We start from the raw sequence: 20,507 nt of genomic DNA on the forward strand, positions 1-20,507 counted from the left end.
GAGCACTTTATACAAATTATGATAAACGTAAAAAAATGGGTTTTATGAATCAACGGAACTACACCCTTTTAACAATGCCACAAAAGTATAACTTATTGCCGTATCGGTGACAATTGGATGACCGAATTTAATAATTTATAATCGTTCTAAATTGAAGAAAAGACGCGATTCCAGAACGTATGACGTATTTTATGACAAATGCCAATCCCGTATGTTTTCCCAAATCGCTTTTTTAAATTTTGTTTTTTAATTTTTAATTTTTATACATGGAAACAGATTCAATGGAAGCCCCTCACTCAAGAAAAGCATTCTTGAAAACTTTTTTCCATTTTTAGTGTATATCAGGCATAGACGGGTTGCTGGCAATCTGGAAAGAGACTATGATGATGGACACCGTAAAATACAATGAACTGACACCGGAAGAAGCGTATGTTATCATCCATAAAGGCACCGAAAGACCTTTTACCGGAACGCTACTTAGCAATAAATCCCAGGGGATTTATGTATGCAAACGGTGTGACAATCCGCTCTTCCGTTCGGAAGACAAGTTTGAATCCCATTGTGGCTGGCCGAGCTTCGACGATCAAATTGAGGGCGCTATCACACGTGTGCCAGACCTTGATGGGCGACGCATAGAGATTGTCTGCGCGAATTGCGGCGGACACTTGGGACATGTATTCCTCGGTGAACGATTTACCCCCAAGAATACGCGTCACTGTGTCAATTCCCTGTCACTGAAATTTGTTCCAACGAAGACTCCCGAATAATCAATTTTGAAGGCAATATCACCTGTTTCGTTTCTTTACCTTTCCCTTCCAGCTGATTCAGCAACGTGTTGATCAACTCGTCGGCAATGGCTTCGATGGGCTGTGATACCGCGGTAATCGTCGGCGTAAACAATTTAAAAAGCGTATGGTCATCGTAAGAAACCACTCCGGGCATGGGTAGATTACGCTGTTTAAGCGCTTTTAGTCCCCCTATCGCCAGGTAATTAGTTGCGAAAAAAATTGCATCCGGCTGCTGATCCTCCAAAAACGTTTGGAAATCTTGAATCACCGCCTGCTCATCGTCGCCCATATTCACTTTCTTGACGTAGGGTTGCAATTGATAGGTGTCTATTGCCCGCATGTAGCCGTTCATGCGATCCCGCATCTGGGTCTGCGACGAATAGAGCGTAACGAGCGCAATCCGCTTGTACCCCCGCTGGGCGAGATGTGCAGTTGCATCATACGCCCCTTTTACGTTGTCAGAAATTACATAATTCGCATTTAACCCCGGGATATAACGATCAAATAACACCAGGGGTAAATGACTGGCAAGCAACGACTCCACGGTATCCCTTACCCCCTCCGAGGGCGTGATGATATACCCATCCACGTGACGATCCCGAAAAAGTTCGATGAGCTCAACGGTTTTCCCGGGTTGATTATCGGTACTGCAATACAAAATCCGATAACCTTTGGCGTACGCCTTTGCCTCAATTAGCCGGGCGATATTGGCGAAAAACGGATTGGAAATATCTTCAATAACCAACCCGATAATCTTGGTTTTCCCAGTACGTAAACTCTTAGCCAGTTCATTGGGTTTGTAGCCGACCTTTTTGACGTAATCCAGTACGCGTTTGGTTAACCCGTCGCTAATACGTTTCTCCTTAGCCTTCCCGTTGAGGATGAATGACACCGTTGTGACCGATACGCCGAGATCCCTCGCAATGTCACTGATCAGTATTTTTTTCTTCATATTTTTTGTTTCAGCGTGCAGTAATCGATCACCAGTTTTTTGACTCTTTAGCAAAACCTGCGTCCAACTTTAGCAAAAACCGCTTTATGTTTAGCATCAGGCACAAACGTATGGATTTTTTGGTTAAGCTGAAATAATAAATTAGCTTTACTGCAAATTACGCGAATGCTCAACTGAATTGATTATGCTAATACGTTTAAGCGCTTTTGCGGTATGGATAGGGTTTAGTCTGTCTACCCAAGCTCAGGACTCGTTAATTTCCCAGGTGGATCCATTTGTCGGCACAGGAGGCCATGGCCACACATTTCCGGGGGCCACGGTTCCATTCGGTATGGTACAATTGAGCCCTGATAACGGCCGTGGCGGCTGGGATTGGTGCAGTGGATACCATTATAGCGACAGCCTCATCGCAGGGTTCAGTCATATGCACTTAAGCGGTACCGGCATCGGCGATTGGCTGGATATTTCGGTATTGCCATTGACCGAGCCGCTTGACGACACGACACAGCGCGTCGCGCTGCATTTCAGCCACGATAACGAACGAGCCTCTCCAGGCTACTACGAAGTTTTACTGAGTAACGGCGTCAATGCCGAACTGACCGCCTCCGAACGGTGTGGATATCATCGGTATACGTATCCGCGTGGCAGCACACGGATCATCCGATTTGACCTGGGTTTCCATGTCAATTGGGATACTCCCACAGAAACACACATCAGCATATTGAACGATAGCACCCTGATTGGGTATCGGTATTCCACCGGATGGGCGAATGTCCAACGTGTCTATTTTGCCGCTCGTACCTCCGCACCGATTGTACGAAGCATCCTTAACGACGGCCAATCGGCTTCGGATATGAGCGACATGGTGGAAACTTATGACCCAGGGAAGGGCGCCTCTATTCAACTTTTCTTTGACGGGAATACCCACCAAACCATTGAAATGAAGGTCGCCCTATCCATGACCGGCTATGACAAGGCTCTCGGAGCATTGCGTGAAATCCCATCGTGGAGTTTCAACAGCGTCAAAAAAGCAGCCGAAGACCAATGGGAAAAAGAATTGCAAAAGATCAAAATCCACACGTCCGATGATCGATTAAAGCGCATTTTTTATACGGCTTTGTATCACACGGCCATCGCCCCGACCCTTTATTCGGATGCCGATGGAGCCTATCAAAATGCCCATGGAAATCTGCAGACAATGCCTGAAGGAACCCATCGGTATACGTTGTTCTCGCTTTGGGACACGTTCCGCGCCCTGAAGCCGCTTTTCACCATTACACAGCCCGAACGTTATACCGACATGCTCAACAGCATGCTGGCGTTTTATGACGAAAACGGATTGCTTCCAGTATGGGATCTCAGCACCTGGGAAACCAATACCATGACCGGGTACCACGCTATTCCGGTACTGGCCGACGCTATCCTCAAAGACTGGCCCGGACTGGACGCCGAGCGCGCCTATGAGGCCATGCAAAAAAGCGCCTACCAAGACATCCGCGGCGTACCGGATTACATCGAATACGGCTACCTTCCGCACGACAAAGCCGGCGGCAGCGTCACGATAACGCTGGAATATGCGTTTGATGACTGGTGCATCGCACAGGTAGCCAAGAAACTGGGCAAGACCGCGGACTACGCTACGTTCATGAACCGTTCGCAGTCTTACGCCAACCTCTTCGATGGCCAAACGGGTTTCATGCGTGCAAAAAACAGCGATGGGCAGTTTGTGGAGCCATTTGATCCGTTTTGGTCGGAACATGACTTTGACAAAAGCCAATACATTGAAGGCAACGCCTGGCAGCATTCGTTTTTTGTACCTCATGATGTACGTGGCCTCGCCAAGCTGCATGGTGGCAACGAAGGGTTAAGCAGTAAGCTGGACGAGCTATTCTCCGCACCGTCGGAGATGACCGGAGAAAACATTTCACCAGATGCGAGTGGCTTCATCGGCCAGTATGCCCACGGCAACGAACCAAGCCACCACATTGCTTATATGTATAGCTATATCGGTGAAGCCTGGAAAACGCAGGAACGGGTACGCCAGATCGTCGATTCGATGTATTACGACGGACCGGACGGGTATGCAGGAAACGAGGACGCCGGGCAGATGAGCGCCTGGGCCGTGTGGAGCATTGCCGGACTCTACCCGGCAAACCCCGCCAGCGGCGAATATGTGTTTGGAAGCCCGTCTGCCGATGAAACCGTGTTCTCCATGCCAAACGGAAAGACTTTCACCATCAAGGCGCAAAACAACAGCGAAAAAAACGTGTATATCCAATCCGCGACGCTGAACGGCAGGCCATATGAGCGCACCTATGTCACGCACGATGATCTATTGAAAGGCGGCGAGCTGGTGTTCAAAATGGGGCCAAAGCCAAGCAAACGTTTGGGGCAAAAACCGGAAACCTGGCCCGGTAGCGATCAAAACCGGTACCCAAATCCGGCTTCTAGATAACTCTGACTCGGCGAGCCGGATCCCAGCAACAACGCCTGGTAAGCAATGTTGAGCTCAAACCGCTGGTTAAATGCATAGCCGATGACCGGATTCAGCGCAACTCCAAAACGGCGATGCAGCCCATTGTAGGCGCCACCTGCATTAAACTCCAGGTACGCAGCATTGTTAGTTATGGGCGCAGTTGCGGCAGATCGCCAGCCTTTGTCAAACAGATTGACCCGATATCCCACCATGAGATACACAGAACTGATGTTATCGTATTTTCCGTTGTCAAAAGCTGTGAAGAAAGGTCCATCTGCCGGGCCGGTATGGGTGGCCTTTGCGGAAAAAAGGAAACGGTCGCCGCTGGCATGATTTGTAGGCAATAACCATTTAAAATGACCGCTGAGCCCTAAACGGTAATTTTCCGTATGATAATGCCCCAAAAGTCCGATAGCAAATCGGTGGCTGGGGTCTTGCTTATCTTGCGCAAACAAGAGAGACTGGGCCAACATCGCACCGGCCCCGATTAATATTGCTTTCATATTAGACATTTTTGTTAGAACTAGACGACGGCACGCCCGTCGTATTAAAAACTAACAAAAAAAAAATGCCCTGGTTTTCAGGACATTTTTTTATAATGCTTAGAAAGCCGTTAAGCCTCTTTCTTTTCCGGTTTGGGCAGCAATACTTTCCGCGAGAGCTTCAGCTTGCCCTGCTTGTCGATATCGAGCAGTTTTACCGTTACGAGATCTCCCACGTTGAAGATACCATCCATGGTTTCAAACCGTTTCCAATCAATTTCAGAAATATGAAGCAATCCGTCCTTGCCGGGGATAATTTCGATGAATGCACCAAACGGCATGATCGATTTCACCTTACCCTCGTAAACCTCGCCCACTTCCGGCTTAGCGGCAATGGCCTTGATCCGCCGTACCGCATCGTCGATCGAAGCCTTGTTCTCCGCAAACACCTGCACGACGCCTTTGTTATCTACTTCTTCAATGGCGATCGTCGCTCCGGTCTCACGTTGCATCTCCTGGATAATTTTTCCACCCGGCCCGATAACTGCACCAATAAACTCCTTATCGATTGTAAAACTCACAATACGTGGCGCATGGGGTTTGTAATCAGCTCTTGGCTCTGCGAGCGTATTCTTCATCTCGTTAAGAATATGCAAACGAGCTTCCTTCGCCTGTTCCAACGCTTGGGTAAGTACTTCCCATTTCAGCCCGTTTATCTTCAGGTCCATCTGGCAACCCACGATACCCTTTTCGGTACCCGTCACCTTAAAATCCATATCCCCAAGATGATCTTCGTCCCCCAGAATATCGCTCAATATCGCATACTTGTTGGTCTTTTCATCAGTAATCAGGCCCATTGCAATACCTGATACAGGTGCCTTGATCTTCACCCCAGCATCCATCAAAGCCAATGTACCGGCACATACCGTAGCCATTGACGATGACCCGTTGGACTCAAGGATATCCGAAACAACCCGAATGGTGTAGGGGTTTTCTTCACCGGATGGCAATACTTGTTTCAACGAACGCATGGCCAAATTTCCATGTCCCACTTCGCGTCGACCCGGGCCCCGGTTTGGGCGCACTTCCCCCGTGGAAAACGCCGGGAAGTTATAATGCAGGATAAATTTATTGTATCCGTGGATAAATGCTCCGTCGATCATCTGTTCGTCGTCCTTGGCCCCTAACGTTACAGAGGTTAGCGACTGCGTTTCACCGCGCGTAAATACAGCAGATCCGTGAGCTGCGGGCAGATAATCCACTTCACTCCAGATCGGGCGCACGGTACGTACGTCCCGTCCATCCAACCGGATACCTTCATTCAAAATCAGATTCCGCACCGCTTCATACTGCACATCGTGGTAATATTTTTTTATCAGGAATGCGGTATCATCGTCGATCTCGGTCTCGCCAAATGTCGTCTCGACGAATGCTTCCCCGATTTGTTTGAACTGTTCACTCCGATCATGTTTTGCTGAAGCTGATTTAGCCACTGCATAAACCTGGTCATAGGTCGCCGCAAAAATCTGGTCGCGCAACTCGGGATTGCTCGGCTCGTGGCTGTATTCACGTTTTGCTGTCTTGCCTACCAACTGTGCAAGCTCTACTTGAGCCTGCACCTGCTTTTTAATGGCTTCGTGTGCAAACTCAATGGCTTCTACCATTTCAGCCTCTGATATTTCTTTGGCCTCGCCTTCGACCATCACGATGTCGTTGGCAGAACCCGCTACAATGAATTCGAGCGTTGCCTGCTCCAACTCACTTAATAGGGGATTGATAACCAGTTGCCCATTGACTTTTGCCACCCGCACTTCCGAAATCGGCCCGTTAAAAGGAATATCCGATACAGCAATGGCTGCGGACGCCGCCAAACCCGCCAGCGCGTCGGGCATGATTTCCTTATCTGCCGATATCAAGCTAATCATCACCTGTGTATCTGCATGATAGTCGTCAGGGAATAGCGGACGCAAGGCGCGGTCTACCAAGCGTGAAATCAGGATTTCATAATCGGATAGACGTGCTTCCCGACGCAAAAATCCACCCGGAATACGTCCGGTAGCTGCATATTTCTCTTGGTAATCAACCGAAAGCGGCAAAAAATCCGTTCCGGGTTTGGCTTCCTGTGCAGAAACCACCGTAGCAAGCAACATCGTCTTTCCCTGCTTCACTACCACCGAACCGTCCGCCTGTTTGGCCAATTTTCCGGTGGAAATCTCGATCTGGCGACCCGCGCCCATATCGATTGTTGTTTTGATCTCGTTGTAACTCATTTGTTGTTTCATTCGATGTGCTGTTTCGTCTTCTTAAAGCACATCATTGTATAAGACTTTTATTTTGGCACAAACTTAGATAAACGTCACAGCATATGCAAGTCTTATAAAAACCGCAACCCGGCGTTTATCGATATGAAACCCACCATGTCAGCACCTAACCCAAAAGGTGATGGGAACGCAGGTTCCATGAGGCCTTTAAACTAATTATTCACGAGTGAAAAGCAATAAAAATAAAAAGCCATCCGTCTACTGGCGGATGGCTTCATTGAAAATTTTACGTGAAAGCTATTTTATGATATCACGCAAGCCCAAGGCCTTGATAATCGCGCGGTAACGCTCGATATCCTTGTTGTAAAGGTATTTCAACAAGGAGCGGCGTTTGCCGACCAGCTTTTGCAAAGAACGTTGCGTAGCAAAGTCTTTCCGGTTTGATTTCAAATGCTCCGTCAGGTGAGCAATCCGTCTGGTGAACAAAGCCACCTGGCCTTCCGCGGAACCGGTATTGGTTGCCGCTCCGGCAAATTCAGCGAAGATATCCGCTTTGTACTCTTTACTTAAATACATTACTTGAATAATATTAAAGCGTTTAAACTAATTAACGGGCGCAAAGATACGTTAATTTCCAACAACTTCCAAAGTGATAGCTATTTTCTCTGTAGGGAGCGCCTGCTTCCGTGCTGCATCCCGCTTCGGATCTGGAACTAGATAGCACTGCGTTCGCAGTTACACCTTGATATAAATCCCCTTACGATCCAGCACATAACCGATGCTCCAGCAGATTCCCAGAAACACCAAGGCATAACAAAAAGACCCGATTTCGGGAGGCCCAGGTGCTTTTGCACACACTTCAGTATAAAACCATCTCAATGGTGTGGTATACAGTGGATCGCCCGCCTCTCCCACACCGGCTTCGATACGGAATAAGCCCAGAAGCCGGGGCAATATGCCACTTAACACAAAAATAAACAGCGGGTTCTTCCCAAATACGTCAAAAAAACGTGTCACTGAGTTACGTATATTCAATACCTCAATAAACCAGATCGCTACGCCCAAAACAAACAACGCCAACCCCGACGTATACAGTACGTAGGAACTGGTCCATATTTTCTTATTGATCGGAAATGCCAGCCCCCAAAACAACCCGCCGATATACAACAGCACCGCGATTGCGAACAACCCGGCCAGCATTTTATAAATCGGCACATCCAAAACCGGCAATTTTGGCCACAACCACCCTACCTGTCCATGTGTCCGGATGTAACTGCCCATCAGGTATCCAATTACCACTTGGACGATCGCAGGAAGGGTACTCATGAGCCCTTCCGGATCAAAGGGCACGCCCTCTCCCCTATACATATGCGCAACCCCGAGTATCCGTTTGTCAATAGCTGTACCGAACCACCCCGCTAAGCTATACGGATCGTCGCCACCAAATACGACATATAGCATCCAATATACCAGCAAAATCAGGATGGAAACCGCAATTATCCACTTTTCCCGAAGGTAATAAACCAAAATAGATGCAAAGCAATAGGCCAGTGCGATCCGTTGCAGCACACCGAGAATCCGAATGCCGCGGTCGGGATTTTCGGGATTTACCCAATGTTTGAATACCAAGGAATCCCCGTGCCGCTGCACAAAAGGCCACCAGTTGAGAAACAGCCCGATTCCAAAAATCAGCACGGTCCGTTTCCCTATTTTTTTCCAGAAAGCGGCATCGCCGGATTCGCGCAAGCGGGGCATGACAAAAGCCATCGCGTTTCCCACCGCGAATAAGAAAAACGGAAATACCAGATCGGTAGGCGTGCAGCCGTGCCACCGGGCATGCGCCAGCGGCGAAAACAAGTGCGACCAACTACCCGGATTGTTTACCAAAATCATCAATGCGACTGTTGCGCCACGAAATACATCAAGCGAGTAGTACCGTTTGTTCATCTCTCTGTCAATGGATACCACCAATAAATAACCTTGTTTTGTAAGAAAGCCGCACTTTGCCGTCCTCCTGATATAGATTGAACATCTTCGTTATTTCTTCCAGCAGTTCTTCGTAAACAGGCGACGTTTCCCCGGGCATAAATGAATAAGAAAGCATCCGCCCGCGCAGTTGCTCGAACGTCAGATCATCCGCATGTTCAAAAACCCGATATTCCGGTGAGTCCGGCGCAAAAAAAGACAATACTTCTTCAGTATCCATCCGCCGTTGGCTTAAGCTTAGGTAATCCATTCCATACGTACGAATCAATGACTCATACGCCTGCTCAAATGAACTATCGGTATTGCGCAAATTCCATACAACCGCCACCAAGAGATTATGCCGTCCGATACGTTGGAATTCTGCCTTCGTTTTCGTGAGATCGAACCAGTGAAAAGCCTGTGCCGAAACGATGAGGTCTATCGACTGACTAGGCAACCCCGTGGATTCAGCGGTTCCGTTTACAAAAACACAATTTTTAAATCCGCTAAGCCTCCGCCGTGCCAACCGGCTCATTGCACGGTTGGGTTCCACAACAAACACGGGATTTCCCCACTGTGCAATCTGTTCCGTAAATATCCCTGTTCCTGCCGCGATATCCGCCACCGTCTTCCCTGGATCAGGCGCGATAGACGCTTTAAGAAAAGCCACTAACTCAGGCGGGTAATGTGGCCGGAACCGATCATAAAGCGCCGCCTTATGCGAAAACCGACTAACGCTATCCCTTGACATAAAAGCGGATTGGGTTCAGTATGTTGACTTTGGTAAGGACTTTCCCATTCATTGGAGTAAAAATAGCATAAATATTTTAAATTGCACATATATCCGAATTATACCCCTTGTCTACCGCTTCTTAGGGGGCGGAGATTCCCTATAAGAACATGGGAGGTACCGGGAAGGGACGTCGAAGGTACAACGGCCCACGTACGGAGTTGAACGGACTTTTAACGGACTTTTAACGGGGTTTGAAAATGTACGGGAGATTTTTGTCTAGGTTGTCAGCCATTACTCAACGAGGTTCCGATAAATTATACTTACAAAGGTACCAAATCATACCATACGATTCCAATCAAATTGGACAATAGATTAATATATTAATAATCAATTATTTAAAAAATCTTAATAATTATTTTTAAAAAGTACTTGCATATATTAATAATTGTTTATTAAGTTTGCCTAAACGATGAATTATTAACCTTTTGCAGAACAGATTGTGAAATACGAACGGCAGGATTTACTTAAATTATCCGTGTTTAAGCTACTTTATTATAACGGTCCTTTATCGCTAGCTGAATTGAGCGCCTATACTAACAAAAGTGTCCCTAACATCACGAGTATTATCAACAACCTCGTGAAAGAAGGGTATGCAGTGCAGCACGGGTTAGCACCCTCCACCGGGGGGCGCAGACCGATCAAATACAAGCTCAATAGCAAGAAGAAGCAATACATTCTAGCGGTAGCGATGGATCAATTTGTTAGTCGGATCGTTGCTTATAACCTTGCCAACGAAATCGTAAGTCCCGAGGTGTCAATTGTGTTGCCCCTAAAAGACAATGATGCGGCACTTGATCAACTTTGCCAATTCATTCATACTTATACTGCAAAAGCCGGTATTAAACACGAGCATGTACTCGGCATTGGCATCGGGATGCCCGGATTTATCGATGTAGAAAAGGGAATCAATGCCTCGTTCCTTCCTACCGATACCAAAGAATTGGGACTCCGTGACAAACTGACGGAGTCGTTGGAATTGCCTGTCTATATCGAAAACGATTCCAGTGTAATTGCCATTTCTGAATTACATTTTGGCGCCGCCCGCGGACTGAAAGACGTCATGGTGGTGAACATGGGATGGGGCATTGGATTGGGAATGATTGTCAACGGCACCCTCTTTCGAGGCCACAATGGGTATGCCGGAGAGTTCAGCCACATCCCGCTATCGCACACCAACAAACTTTGCTCCTGTGGCAAACGCGGCTGCCTGGAGGTAGATGCATCACTTTTAGTAGCCGTAGAAAACGCCAAACAGGCGATGGAGGAAGGAACGACTTCCAATTTGCAAAAACTATTTTCCGAGAAGCAAAAAGCGGAGGGCGACCTGCTTATTGAAGCTGCTCAAATGGGCGACCAACTTGCTGTGGAGTGCCTTTCTGATGCAGCATTCATGGTAGGAAAAGGCATTGCCACCCTGATCCACATTATGAATCCGGAACGAGTTGTGCTCAGCGGCCGGGGCGCCGCAGCCGGCAAATTATTGCTAGCGCCCGTGCAACGCGCTATCAACGAATTTTGCATTCCGAAACTTGCCGAACAAACGGACGTCGCTATTTCAAATTTAGGTTATCAGGCTGAACTACTGGGCGCCGCGAGCCTGGTAATCGAAAATTGTGAATTACACAAAAAAGCTCTTTCCAAACTCGAAAATTAACAGGATTTTTAACTAAAACCTCAAAAGTACATTTCACTAACCGAACACGCATTTTCGTTATTCGGCATCAGCCCAATAACCTGACATTTCAATTCAATTAATCTAATTACTGGACTTAACCAATTTACAACATGAGAACTTTGTACATGAAATGCTGCATGGTAACCTATGCACTGCTGGGGGCGGTGCTGGGCGTGTATGCACAGACAACCGTCACAGGAACCGTAACGGATGTCAACGGACCACTCGCCGCGGTAACGGTACAAGTACAAGGCACCAGTCGCGGCACACAGACCGATGCCGACGGACATTATTCGATCGAAGCCTCTACCGGAGAAACCCTTCAATTCAGTGCACTGGGATACGTTACGCAGTCTGTAGCCGTAGGCACATCCAACGTCGTTAGCGTTACACTCGAAGTGACCAGCGGTGAAATCGGTGAAGTGGTGGTTACGGCGATGGGTATCCGCCGGGAAAGCAGGTCCCTAGGGTATTCGGTCCAAAAAGTTGGCGGACAAGATATCACAAATGCCAATGCACCAACAGTAGCAACCGGATTGATGGGTAAGGTTGCGGGCCTGAACATCAGTGTCCCCAACGGTATCGAAGGTGGCTCGCAGCGAATTGTTATTCGGGGAAACACGTCTATTTCTGGAAATAACCAGCCACTGTACGTCATCGACGGCATGCCAATGGATAATAGCCAAATCGCCAGCAGTGGCAACGACATTAACAAGGTTGCGGGATCATATCAGGATTGGGGATCAATCTTGAATTTTATCAATCCGGACGACGTGGAAGAAATCAGCGTGTTGAAAGGTCCGACCGCGGCAGCCTTATATGGTGCGCGGGGCGGAAACGGCGTGGTACTAATCACAACAAAAAAGGGTAAGCTGAAAGATGGCTTGGGCATAGACTACAGCTATTCCATGCGGTCGAACCAACCGTTCAGGTTCCAAGAGATGCAAAACGTGTATGGTTTCGGAGGTGCTATCGCACTTTATTCCGCCACCCCCACCTTACCGACTACAGCAACCGGCCAACTGAGATACCCGGGGCAAGATCCATGGGCAGGCTCGGGTATCGAGGATCAACGATGGCTAAGCCAAGGCGCTGTACCTGGCGGGAGAAACACCTGGGACTACTTTAGCTGGTATGGCACTGGCGCTTCCTGGGGCGCAAAGATGGAAAACCAGCAAGTACTCTGGTGGGACGGCACCTTACGGAGTTATTCACCACAACCCGACAATATCCAATCGTTCTACCGGACGGGAAACACGCAAACACATAATGTAGCGTTTAGCGGCGCGAATGACCTCGGCAGCATCCGTGTTTCATACACCCGACAAAATAACACCGCGATCATCCCCAACAGCAACTTCAATAACAACACGTTCAACCTGGGTAGTAGCATTAAGATATCAAAAAAAGTGACAGCAGATATTACCACAAGCTACATTAACTACAATCGGCACAATTCACCCAACGTGGGTGACAGTAACAATTCATGGGGAAAATTCGCCACGTATGGTATGTCTCGCGATTATCAAAACATTGAACAGGATCTTTATCGAAACCCAGATGGAAGCCGGAACCTCCTTGATGGATCTGTTTATTCCTTGGGATATCCTTATGGTCAATACGGTCGCGATATCTATTGGAATACCTATATGAATAACCAAATATTGAACAGAGACCAGTTGTTGGGAACAATCAAATTGAACGTCGAGCTAACCAATTGGCTTACGGTCATGGGGCGCGCTTCTGGTAATTTTTCGTCAGACGAACTGGAAAAGAAGAATTATCCCACCGACCTCGAAGGGGTAAACGGGAAATATGGACATGAACTGTACAAAACCACCGATAGAAACCTCGAATTCTTAGCAACGGCACATCAGGACAATATCAATGGCTCTCTTTTTAGTGGCAGTTTCTCAGTTGGCGGTAGTGCCTGGAATACGAATTACAGGGCAGTACAGGGCTGGAATGACGGACCATTTAATATCCCATTCCTATTTTTTCTAAAAAACATCAATCGCCCCAATGTGAATGCGACTGATTTCCTACCTAATGAAGACAGGGCTCACCAAAAGATAAATTCACTATTCGGGATTGCCAATATTTCATACTCCGACTACCTATTCCTCGAATTGACAGGGCGGAATGACTGGTCTTCCACACTACCTACCGGCACAAATAGTTATTTCTATCCTGCGGCGTCATTGAGTTATGTGTTTTCTGAAAACTTGACAAATAAACCGTCTTGGCTCGATTATGGCAAATTGAGAGTTGCTTATGCGGGAAGCGCTAGCGGAACCTCTCCTTACCAGACCACTTACATTTTTGATTCAGGCACGTTCGGCGGTCAGTCAACTAGAAAGATCCCTGAAAAACTGCTTCCGCTGGATTTACTCAAACCACAACGTTCGAATTCCTATGAGTTAGGTACCGACCTGAGTTTCCTTCAAAACAAATTTGGGCTGACGTTTACATTCTATCAAGTAAACTCAACCTCACAGATTATAGACCTCAATGTTGCTCCTTCCTCCGGCGTAAAAAGCGTTCGAACAAACTCTGGCGAGCTCTTAAATCGAGGATTTGAATTCACAGTACGGGCCACCCCAATCAGATCTGACAATTTTTCTTGGGACTTAACATTGAACGGCGCACATAACAACAACAAACTCATCAACTTAGCCACAGGCATTGATGAATACTACTTGGATGAGATGTTCGGCAACAACGGAGTAACCATGAAAGTTAAAGCAGGTGACGAATACGGCACAATCTACGGGCATGATTTTACCTACAAAGATGGCCAACGTGTCGTAGAACGCGTATTAGATGGCAACGGCAATATCGCCGGAACCCGTTATGTGGTGACGTCCGAGCAAGTTGCAATTGGCAATGCAACACCCAAGTTAACGGGAGGACTTGGAACCAACCTCCGCTACAAAAACTTCTCGTTATACGGCTTGCTCGATTTTAAATGGGGTGGAGATATTTGGAGCGGAAGCTACTCGACAGCTATGGGCAACGGCTTAGCGCCAGCAACATTATATGAAAGGGAAGGAAACGGGCTTCCGTACACCTATCCAGACGGAACAACAGCAAATCATGGCGTCGTCCTCGATGGTGTGTTTGTGGATGGAGAAACTGGTGAAGTCGTTGGCGAAAACACTGATGTAGTTCATTACATGTGGAAATACGCCGGCTCCTACGCAGCATGGTCTAGTATCAACATGCCGAGGAGCTTAGCTGTACTAGAAAATTCTTGGCTCAAGCTGCGGGAAATCCGATTATCGTACCAAGTCCCTCCTTCTGTTATCAAGAATACTAAATTTATACAAGGATTGAATCTATCGCTGATAGGCCGCGATCTATTTTACTTGTACACCAGTTTACCTGATCAATTAAATCCCGAAGCGATAAACGGCATCGGAAATGCACAAGGCATTGAGTTTGGTGCTTTACCCAGTGTACGTTCGTTTGGTTTCAGCGTCAGTGCATCGTTCTAAATTATAGTGTCATGAAAAAGGTAATAACAAAATATACTACATATCTCCTTCTCGGCTGCATCATATCGGCCATTTCATCTTCCTGCACTAAGGATTTTGAAGAAATCAATAAACCATGGAAGGAAGACCAGGCAGCTAATATTAATAATATGTTCAATGGCGTTGTTGCCAGCCTCGAACTAACGTGGAATGAACAAAGTGTAGCAAACTCATGGATCTATCCGATCACACAATTAGCGACTGTCGTTGGTTCTTCGGGCTACCGGATGGAGGCTGCGAGTAATGATTTATGGAATAATTACTATCGAACTTTAATCAGTATTCGGAAAATTGAAAAAGATATCGACGCGTCACCGGATGTAGCAAAGTTGCAACATATAAAGAGTATGCTTACAATCTTAAAAGCATACAAAACATTCAAAATAACCGATATTTTCGGCGATATTCCCTTTTCCGAGGCCGGACGAGCTGACGAAGGGAGTAGCTACTATGCCGTAAAATTTGATAAGCAAGAAGAGATCTATACCATGCTGCTAACAGCGCTGAAAGAATCCGTTGCCACATTGTCGACAGGCGGCGACCAAATCAGTTTGGGTTCATCTCAAACATTATTTAACAACGACATCGCTATGTGGCGTAAATTCGGGAACTCTCTCCGACTACGTTATGCAATGCGCATAAGTGAAGTAAACCCATCACTGGCAAGCGAGCATATCCAAGAGGCACTCACACTCCCGCTATTGGAAAACACTGAACATGTTGGCGTCTCACCGGCTGCACAAGGTTTCACTGGCGAAGGCAGGGAATGGTCGTTCAACTCCGGTTTGTATCTTCGTATGGGATCTACCGCTTGGCAACTGATGAGCGACAACAATGACACTGACGGAAGCGGAATATTCGATCAACGCGCCCGAATTTTCTTCGAGACCAACGTAAACAATCAGTGGATTCCCAAAGAGCAAAACTTAAGTGCTTCAGATGGTGGTGAGCCTTACAATGTTAGGCGAGACGACAACTGGAACAACAAGGGGGCGGGCAATTTACTATCAAACTTCAACTACTATTTCGGGCGAGACAAAAATATACCCGAGCTGATTATAACTGCCGCCGAGGTATACTTCCTGAAAGCGGAAGCGGCAGTGCGCGGTATCGGAGGAACTGCTAACATGGCCAATGCCAAAACCAACTACGATGCCGGCGTCCGCTCTTCGGTCAATTTTTGGACAACCATGGCGATGAACAGTAACGTGTGGGTAGTGAATAAACCTTCGGCCCTACCTACCACCGAACAGCTCTCCTGGATAACAACAAATCCCAAAGTAGCCTTCTCGACCGACCTTTCTGAATCTGCAGCATTATCATTGATTTATGCACAAGCATGGCTTGATCTGTTCAGACAGCCTTATGAAGCATGGGCATTGCAACGAAGAACCGACCAAACCCCCAAATCTGAGATATCAGATAACCTATGGCAGAATGAATATGGCAATTACCTGCGTCTTAACTACGCCGATGCAGAGTATCAATACAACCGCGACAATGTTAGCGCTATAACGGGAGATAAATCCGCCCAAGACTGGATGGCGACCCGTGTATGGTGGGACGTAAATTAGTCTGCGGCATAAGCCGGGTATCGAACGGGCAGGAGGAATATCGTATTCTTCCTGCCAGTTTTTTTAAGATCGATGTTTCGGAATCTATGCGAAGCGCAGGTCTTGCCAACGCGTAAACTACTCATTAGGTACTCCTTCGTCCAAAACACAAATAATATTAAGGTTTTTCTCACGTCAAGTCAGGCCCCTATTTATGTATCCGTGATTGTAGACCCCCTGTTTTCTCCGGGATTTCATGTTGATTAATATGGACAGTATGTTGATTGTGAATTATTGCATTGGCCGCAAATTACCTAATGAATAGCAATAGACTGCTCTCAAGTAAACGAAACCCCACCCTCATCCTGCTGAAAAGCGGATCAAGGGCCGTTATGAACCACACCCTATCCAAATATATAATTTTATCTGAAAATCAGATAATTAAAATGTCTTAATATTTTTTTTTAAAAAGTTTTTCAACAGAACACATCTTTTTATTAAGTTTGTACTGATAAATATTATTAAGGTACTTAGCCCTGATAGTTAACCAATTTGAAACCTCCCATCAAATTTGAGTGGCAGGTGAATTAACGTTAAAAAAAGTAATTTATGAAGCGGCAAATATGATATTGCTAACTGCCCAACTTATATAATTGACAAGTGCAACATTAAACACCCGAAAATATCATTTAAAAACAAAAGTATGGAAATTAAACTTTTACAAAAACGATGTGCCACCATGTTGTTTACTTGGTGCATTGCTATTGCATCTTTTGCTCAAGGAACCTTAACCGGTACCGTTACAGACGGCACTCAACCGCTCCCTGGCGTCAGTGTCACGGTAAAAGGCACTAACCGCGGAACGGCCACAAATGGGGAAGGTAAATTCACGATAAGTGCCGCAACAGGTGAAATTATTTTGTTTAGCATGATTGGCTACACCTCAAAAGAGGTCGAGATCGTTTCTCAACGAAACATCGATGTCGTTTTGGAATTGGCCACGGGAAATCTCGAAGAAGTAGTTGTCACCGGGCTTGGTGAGTCTAGGGAACGACGACAGCTTGGATATTCGATGACACAAATTTCAGGCGAGGACATTGCCAAGACAAATGCCATTAATCCAATCGCGGCCTTGCAAGGGATGGTTCCAGGAATGCAGGTCAACGTCGGCACTGGTGGACCTCAAGCCACTCCCCGATTTCTCATCAGAGGAGCTGGTTCATTGGACCCTTATGGAAATACACCACTCATCGTAGTGGATGGAATCATAATGGATGATGATGTAGTTCTTCCAAATCGAGGCAGCGAGCAAGATTTTGGTAATATTCTGAAAAATTTCAACTTGGATGACATTGAATCCATATCAGTGCTTAACGGTGGTTCAGTAACTGCACTGTATGGGAGCCGAGCCAGTAATGGCGTGATATTAATTACGACAAAAAAGGGGTACTCCCAAAGGGGAATTGGCGTGTCGTTCACCCATACCCAAGGATTTGACGATCCCTATGCCACCGTGGACTTTCAAGACAAATATGGAACGGGCCAACTCCCGACTCAAACGTATCAAACCGACAACGAAGGCATTGAAATACTCCCCAGCAATCTCTTCGGCTGGAGTTTTGGCCCTGCTTTTGACGGCCGTAGAATTAAAGATCCTGCTGGTCATGAAATGCTATTTCAGCCCAACAATGACATCTTGGATCTATACGAAACCGGCCGTTACGTTAATTCCAACCTTGCGCTTTCAGGTGGAAACGAGCAAACTACCTTCCGGGTCTCGTATTCAAATTCCTATTCCAAAGGTGTCATTCCTAAAAATCGATTTGACAGAAATAGTATTGCGCTGCGCGCAACTCACCGGATCCGTAATGCAGTAATTCTTGACGCCGGTGCAACTTATGTTGGCAGTGACAGCTTTAATCCAAATCGCTCCGGCGGTGGCAACAACCTGATGTATGGGTTGACTTGGGGCATGCCCCGCGAATATGATTTATTGTATTGGAAAGATCAGTACCTTGATCCGGTAAATGGGGGGACAAGTGATCTCGACCCAACGGCTTCGCAGGGGGTGTTCTTTACCCTATATGAGCAGCAACAAAGGCAAAAGGAGGAGAATTTTAGAGGTAGCATCAATGCGCGAATCAACTTTACAGATTGGATTCAGCTCGAAAACAACTTCAGCGTTAATTTGCTGACGGTGGGAAATGAGCAAAAAAACCGGGGGCAGAACGATGGATTTAATGGAGGAAGCTATAGTACAGATCAATTCCGCATATTGCAAAGCCGCTATCGAAGCAATCTAAACCTAACCAAAAAATACGGAGATTACGAAGTATTGATTCAAGGCGGTGCGGAATTAAACCGCTCAGAAGCAAAGGGACTTAATGCATGGACAAATGGCATGCGTATCCCCGATATCTTTAGGCTGTCAAACTCAACGAATGCTATTGGTTTCTCAGAAAGAAAGCCTTCTATTGCTCAAAGCTTCTCTCTTTTCTTTCAAGGAGCATTAACCTATAAAAATTGGCTCACGCTCAACCTTTATGGTCGCAATGATTGGGATTCAACCTTGTTATATCCAGATGCAAGCGGAACTTATCAATATTTCTATCCGGGCATGGACCTTGCTTGGACTTTCCATGAAGCGCTTCGCCTACCTTCAACGGTATTTGATTTCGCAAAATTACGTTTCTCCTATAACCAAGTTGGAAAGGGAACCGATCCTTATCGCGCAATGACCGGCTATTATTTACCTCAAGGCAATTATATAAGTGCCGAACACGGAGAAATTACGCGCTACGGGTTTGATTCGAATAATCTGGGAAATAGGAATCTTGTTCCTGAGCGAAGCTCAACCTGGGAAGCGGGTACCGAAATGAAATTGCTCCGTAATCGCCTAGGTCTCGATTTTACATTCTATCAAAAAAACACAAAAGACCAAATTATTAATTTACCAGTTGCGCAGGAATCTGGTGTCAGCAACGCTTTAATTAACAGTGGACATATTCGAAACCAGGGTATCGAAGCCCGCCTCTACGGCACTCCCATAGAGAAGAATTACTTTTCTTGGAATGTCGCGTTAAATTATACGCGTAATCGAAGTAAAATTATTGATCTGGCTCCGGGAGTTACCGTCGCAGGGTTGGAAGGTGATGATGGCATCCGGGCCATCGCAGAAATCGGCGGAGAGTATGGCATCATGGTGGCACCTTATGGGCATGCAAGGTTTCAAGCACGTGACACAGAGGGAAACCCTATCGACCATCCGAGCAATGGCAAATTTGTCATGTCACCAACCGCAACAGGCGCCTATTACCTCCGATCTCAAAACTATGCACACGGATTAGAACGTGAAGTTAAAATCGGATCAACAATGCCTAAATTCCTAGGCAGCTTGGTTAATACATTTAATTATAAAAACTTTGCATTAAGCTTTATGCTTGATGCAAAATTTGGTGGATATGTTTGGTCACCAACCTACCATTATGGTTCTCAAACGGGCCAAATAGCCAGTACATTATGGGGAAGAAAGGGAGAAGAAGGGGGCATAAGTTTTACCGACGCTAACGGAAATGAGGCTTGGGGACTTATTCCTGATGGAGTTTTCGCTCAGGGAACGATAATAAATGGACAAGATGTTAGCGGGTTAACCTATCAGGAAACGGTCGACTTGGGATTAAAAAACCCGATGCCAACCTGGGCCTTTTATAACAATTCATTTAATTGGGCAAACGGAATCCGTGAGAGGGCTGCATTTGAATCGTCTTGGGTGATGGTAAGAGATGTCTCCGTAAGTTATGACCTGCCACGGGAAACGGCCGCTAGAATAAAATTAAACAATCTGCGGTTGACATTAACAGGAAGGAATCTAGGCTATTTATATAACAACCTGCCCGATAATATTAATCCGGAAGACCTTCGTACAACCGGCGCTACTGCGGCATTCCTTGGTGGTGGTACTCCGCTCATCCGGAATTTTGCAATCACGGTAAACACTAATTTTTAACCGTTAAAAAGTTTGAAAGC

12 protein-coding genes are annotated in these 20,507 nt (G+C 46.5%); 6 read left to right on the forward strand and 6 right to left on the reverse strand.

Going from position 1 to position 20,507, the window contains the following annotated elements; translation table 11 throughout:
* Window positions 1-380: 380 nt before the first annotated feature.
* The gene (locus ACFQRK_RS07945) at window positions 381-767 is read left to right on the forward strand and encodes a methionine-R-sulfoxide reductase (protein ID WP_379005348.1); all 387 of its coding nucleotides are present in this window, start codon (window positions 381-383) and stop codon (window positions 765-767) included.
* Here the strand turns inward: ACFQRK_RS07945 and ACFQRK_RS07950 are convergent.
* On the reverse strand, window positions 721-1,740 hold the full coding sequence (locus ACFQRK_RS07950; RefSeq protein WP_379005350.1) for a LacI family DNA-binding transcriptional regulator: 1,020 nt from the start codon (window positions 1,738-1,740) through the stop codon (window positions 721-723). The genes ACFQRK_RS07945 and ACFQRK_RS07950 overlap by 47 nt on opposite strands.
* A gap of 178 nt (window positions 1,741-1,918) precedes the next feature.
* Between ACFQRK_RS07950 and ACFQRK_RS07955 the strand changes: the two genes are divergently transcribed.
* Complete coding sequence (locus ACFQRK_RS07955; protein ID WP_379005352.1) at window positions 1,919-4,195, forward strand: GH92 family glycosyl hydrolase; 2,277 nt, start codon at window positions 1,919-1,921, stop codon at window positions 4,193-4,195.
* Here the strand turns inward: ACFQRK_RS07955 and ACFQRK_RS07960 are convergent.
* The 5 genes from ACFQRK_RS07960 to ACFQRK_RS07980 form a co-directional block, all read right to left on the reverse strand.
* A complete protein-coding gene (locus tag ACFQRK_RS07960) occupies window positions 4,162-4,719 on the reverse strand; it encodes a hypothetical protein (RefSeq protein ID WP_379005354.1) in 558 nt (185 codons plus the stop codon). The genes ACFQRK_RS07955 and ACFQRK_RS07960 overlap by 34 nt on opposite strands.
* A gap of 110 nt (window positions 4,720-4,829) precedes the next feature.
* On the reverse strand, window positions 4,830-6,968 hold the full coding sequence (gene pnp / locus ACFQRK_RS07965; protein ID WP_379005885.1) for a polyribonucleotide nucleotidyltransferase: 2,139 nt from the start codon (window positions 6,966-6,968) through the stop codon (window positions 4,830-4,832).
* 288 nt (window positions 6,969-7,256) lie between these two features.
* A complete protein-coding gene (gene rpsO / locus ACFQRK_RS07970) occupies window positions 7,257-7,535 on the reverse strand; it encodes a 30S ribosomal protein S15 (protein WP_379005355.1) in 279 nt (92 codons plus the stop codon).
* A 159-nt stretch (window positions 7,536-7,694) separates the two neighbouring features.
* Window positions 7,695-8,906: an acyltransferase family protein gene (locus tag ACFQRK_RS07975; protein WP_379005357.1), complete on the reverse strand. Its 1,212-nt coding sequence runs from the start codon at window positions 8,904-8,906 to the stop codon at window positions 7,695-7,697.
* A 7-nt stretch (window positions 8,907-8,913) separates the two neighbouring features.
* Window positions 8,914-9,675, reverse strand: a complete 762-nt coding sequence (locus tag ACFQRK_RS07980; protein WP_379005359.1) for a class I SAM-dependent methyltransferase — start codon at window positions 9,673-9,675, stop codon at window positions 8,914-8,916.
* Between the two features lie 517 nt (window positions 9,676-10,192).
* Here ACFQRK_RS07980 and ACFQRK_RS07985 point away from each other — a divergent pair.
* The 4 genes from ACFQRK_RS07985 to ACFQRK_RS08000 all read left to right on the forward strand — a co-directional run bounded on the left by ACFQRK_RS07985 (window position 10,193) and on the right by ACFQRK_RS08000 (window position 20,487).
* Window positions 10,193-11,371 (forward strand): ROK family transcriptional regulator, encoded by a 1,179-nt coding sequence (locus tag ACFQRK_RS07985; RefSeq protein WP_379005361.1) that lies wholly within the window; start codon window positions 10,193-10,195, stop codon window positions 11,369-11,371.
* Window positions 11,372-11,502: 131 nt separating this feature from the next.
* On the forward strand, window positions 11,503-14,889 hold the full coding sequence (locus tag ACFQRK_RS07990; protein WP_379005363.1) for a SusC/RagA family TonB-linked outer membrane protein: 3,387 nt from the start codon (window positions 11,503-11,505) through the stop codon (window positions 14,887-14,889).
* Window positions 14,890-14,900: 11 nt separating this feature from the next.
* The gene (locus tag ACFQRK_RS07995) at window positions 14,901-16,502 is read left to right on the forward strand and encodes a SusD/RagB family nutrient-binding outer membrane lipoprotein (RefSeq protein WP_379005365.1); all 1,602 of its coding nucleotides are present in this window, start codon (window positions 14,901-14,903) and stop codon (window positions 16,500-16,502) included.
* A 682-nt stretch (window positions 16,503-17,184) separates the two neighbouring features.
* A complete protein-coding gene (locus tag ACFQRK_RS08000) occupies window positions 17,185-20,487 on the forward strand; it encodes a SusC/RagA family TonB-linked outer membrane protein (protein ID WP_379005367.1) in 3,303 nt (1,100 codons plus the stop codon).
* The last annotated feature ends 20 nt before the right edge of the window (window positions 20,488-20,507 follow it).

The organism is Parapedobacter sp. GCM10030251 (assembly GCF_042666505.1).
GTDB lineage: Bacteria > Bacteroidota > Bacteroidia > Sphingobacteriales > Sphingobacteriaceae > Parapedobacter.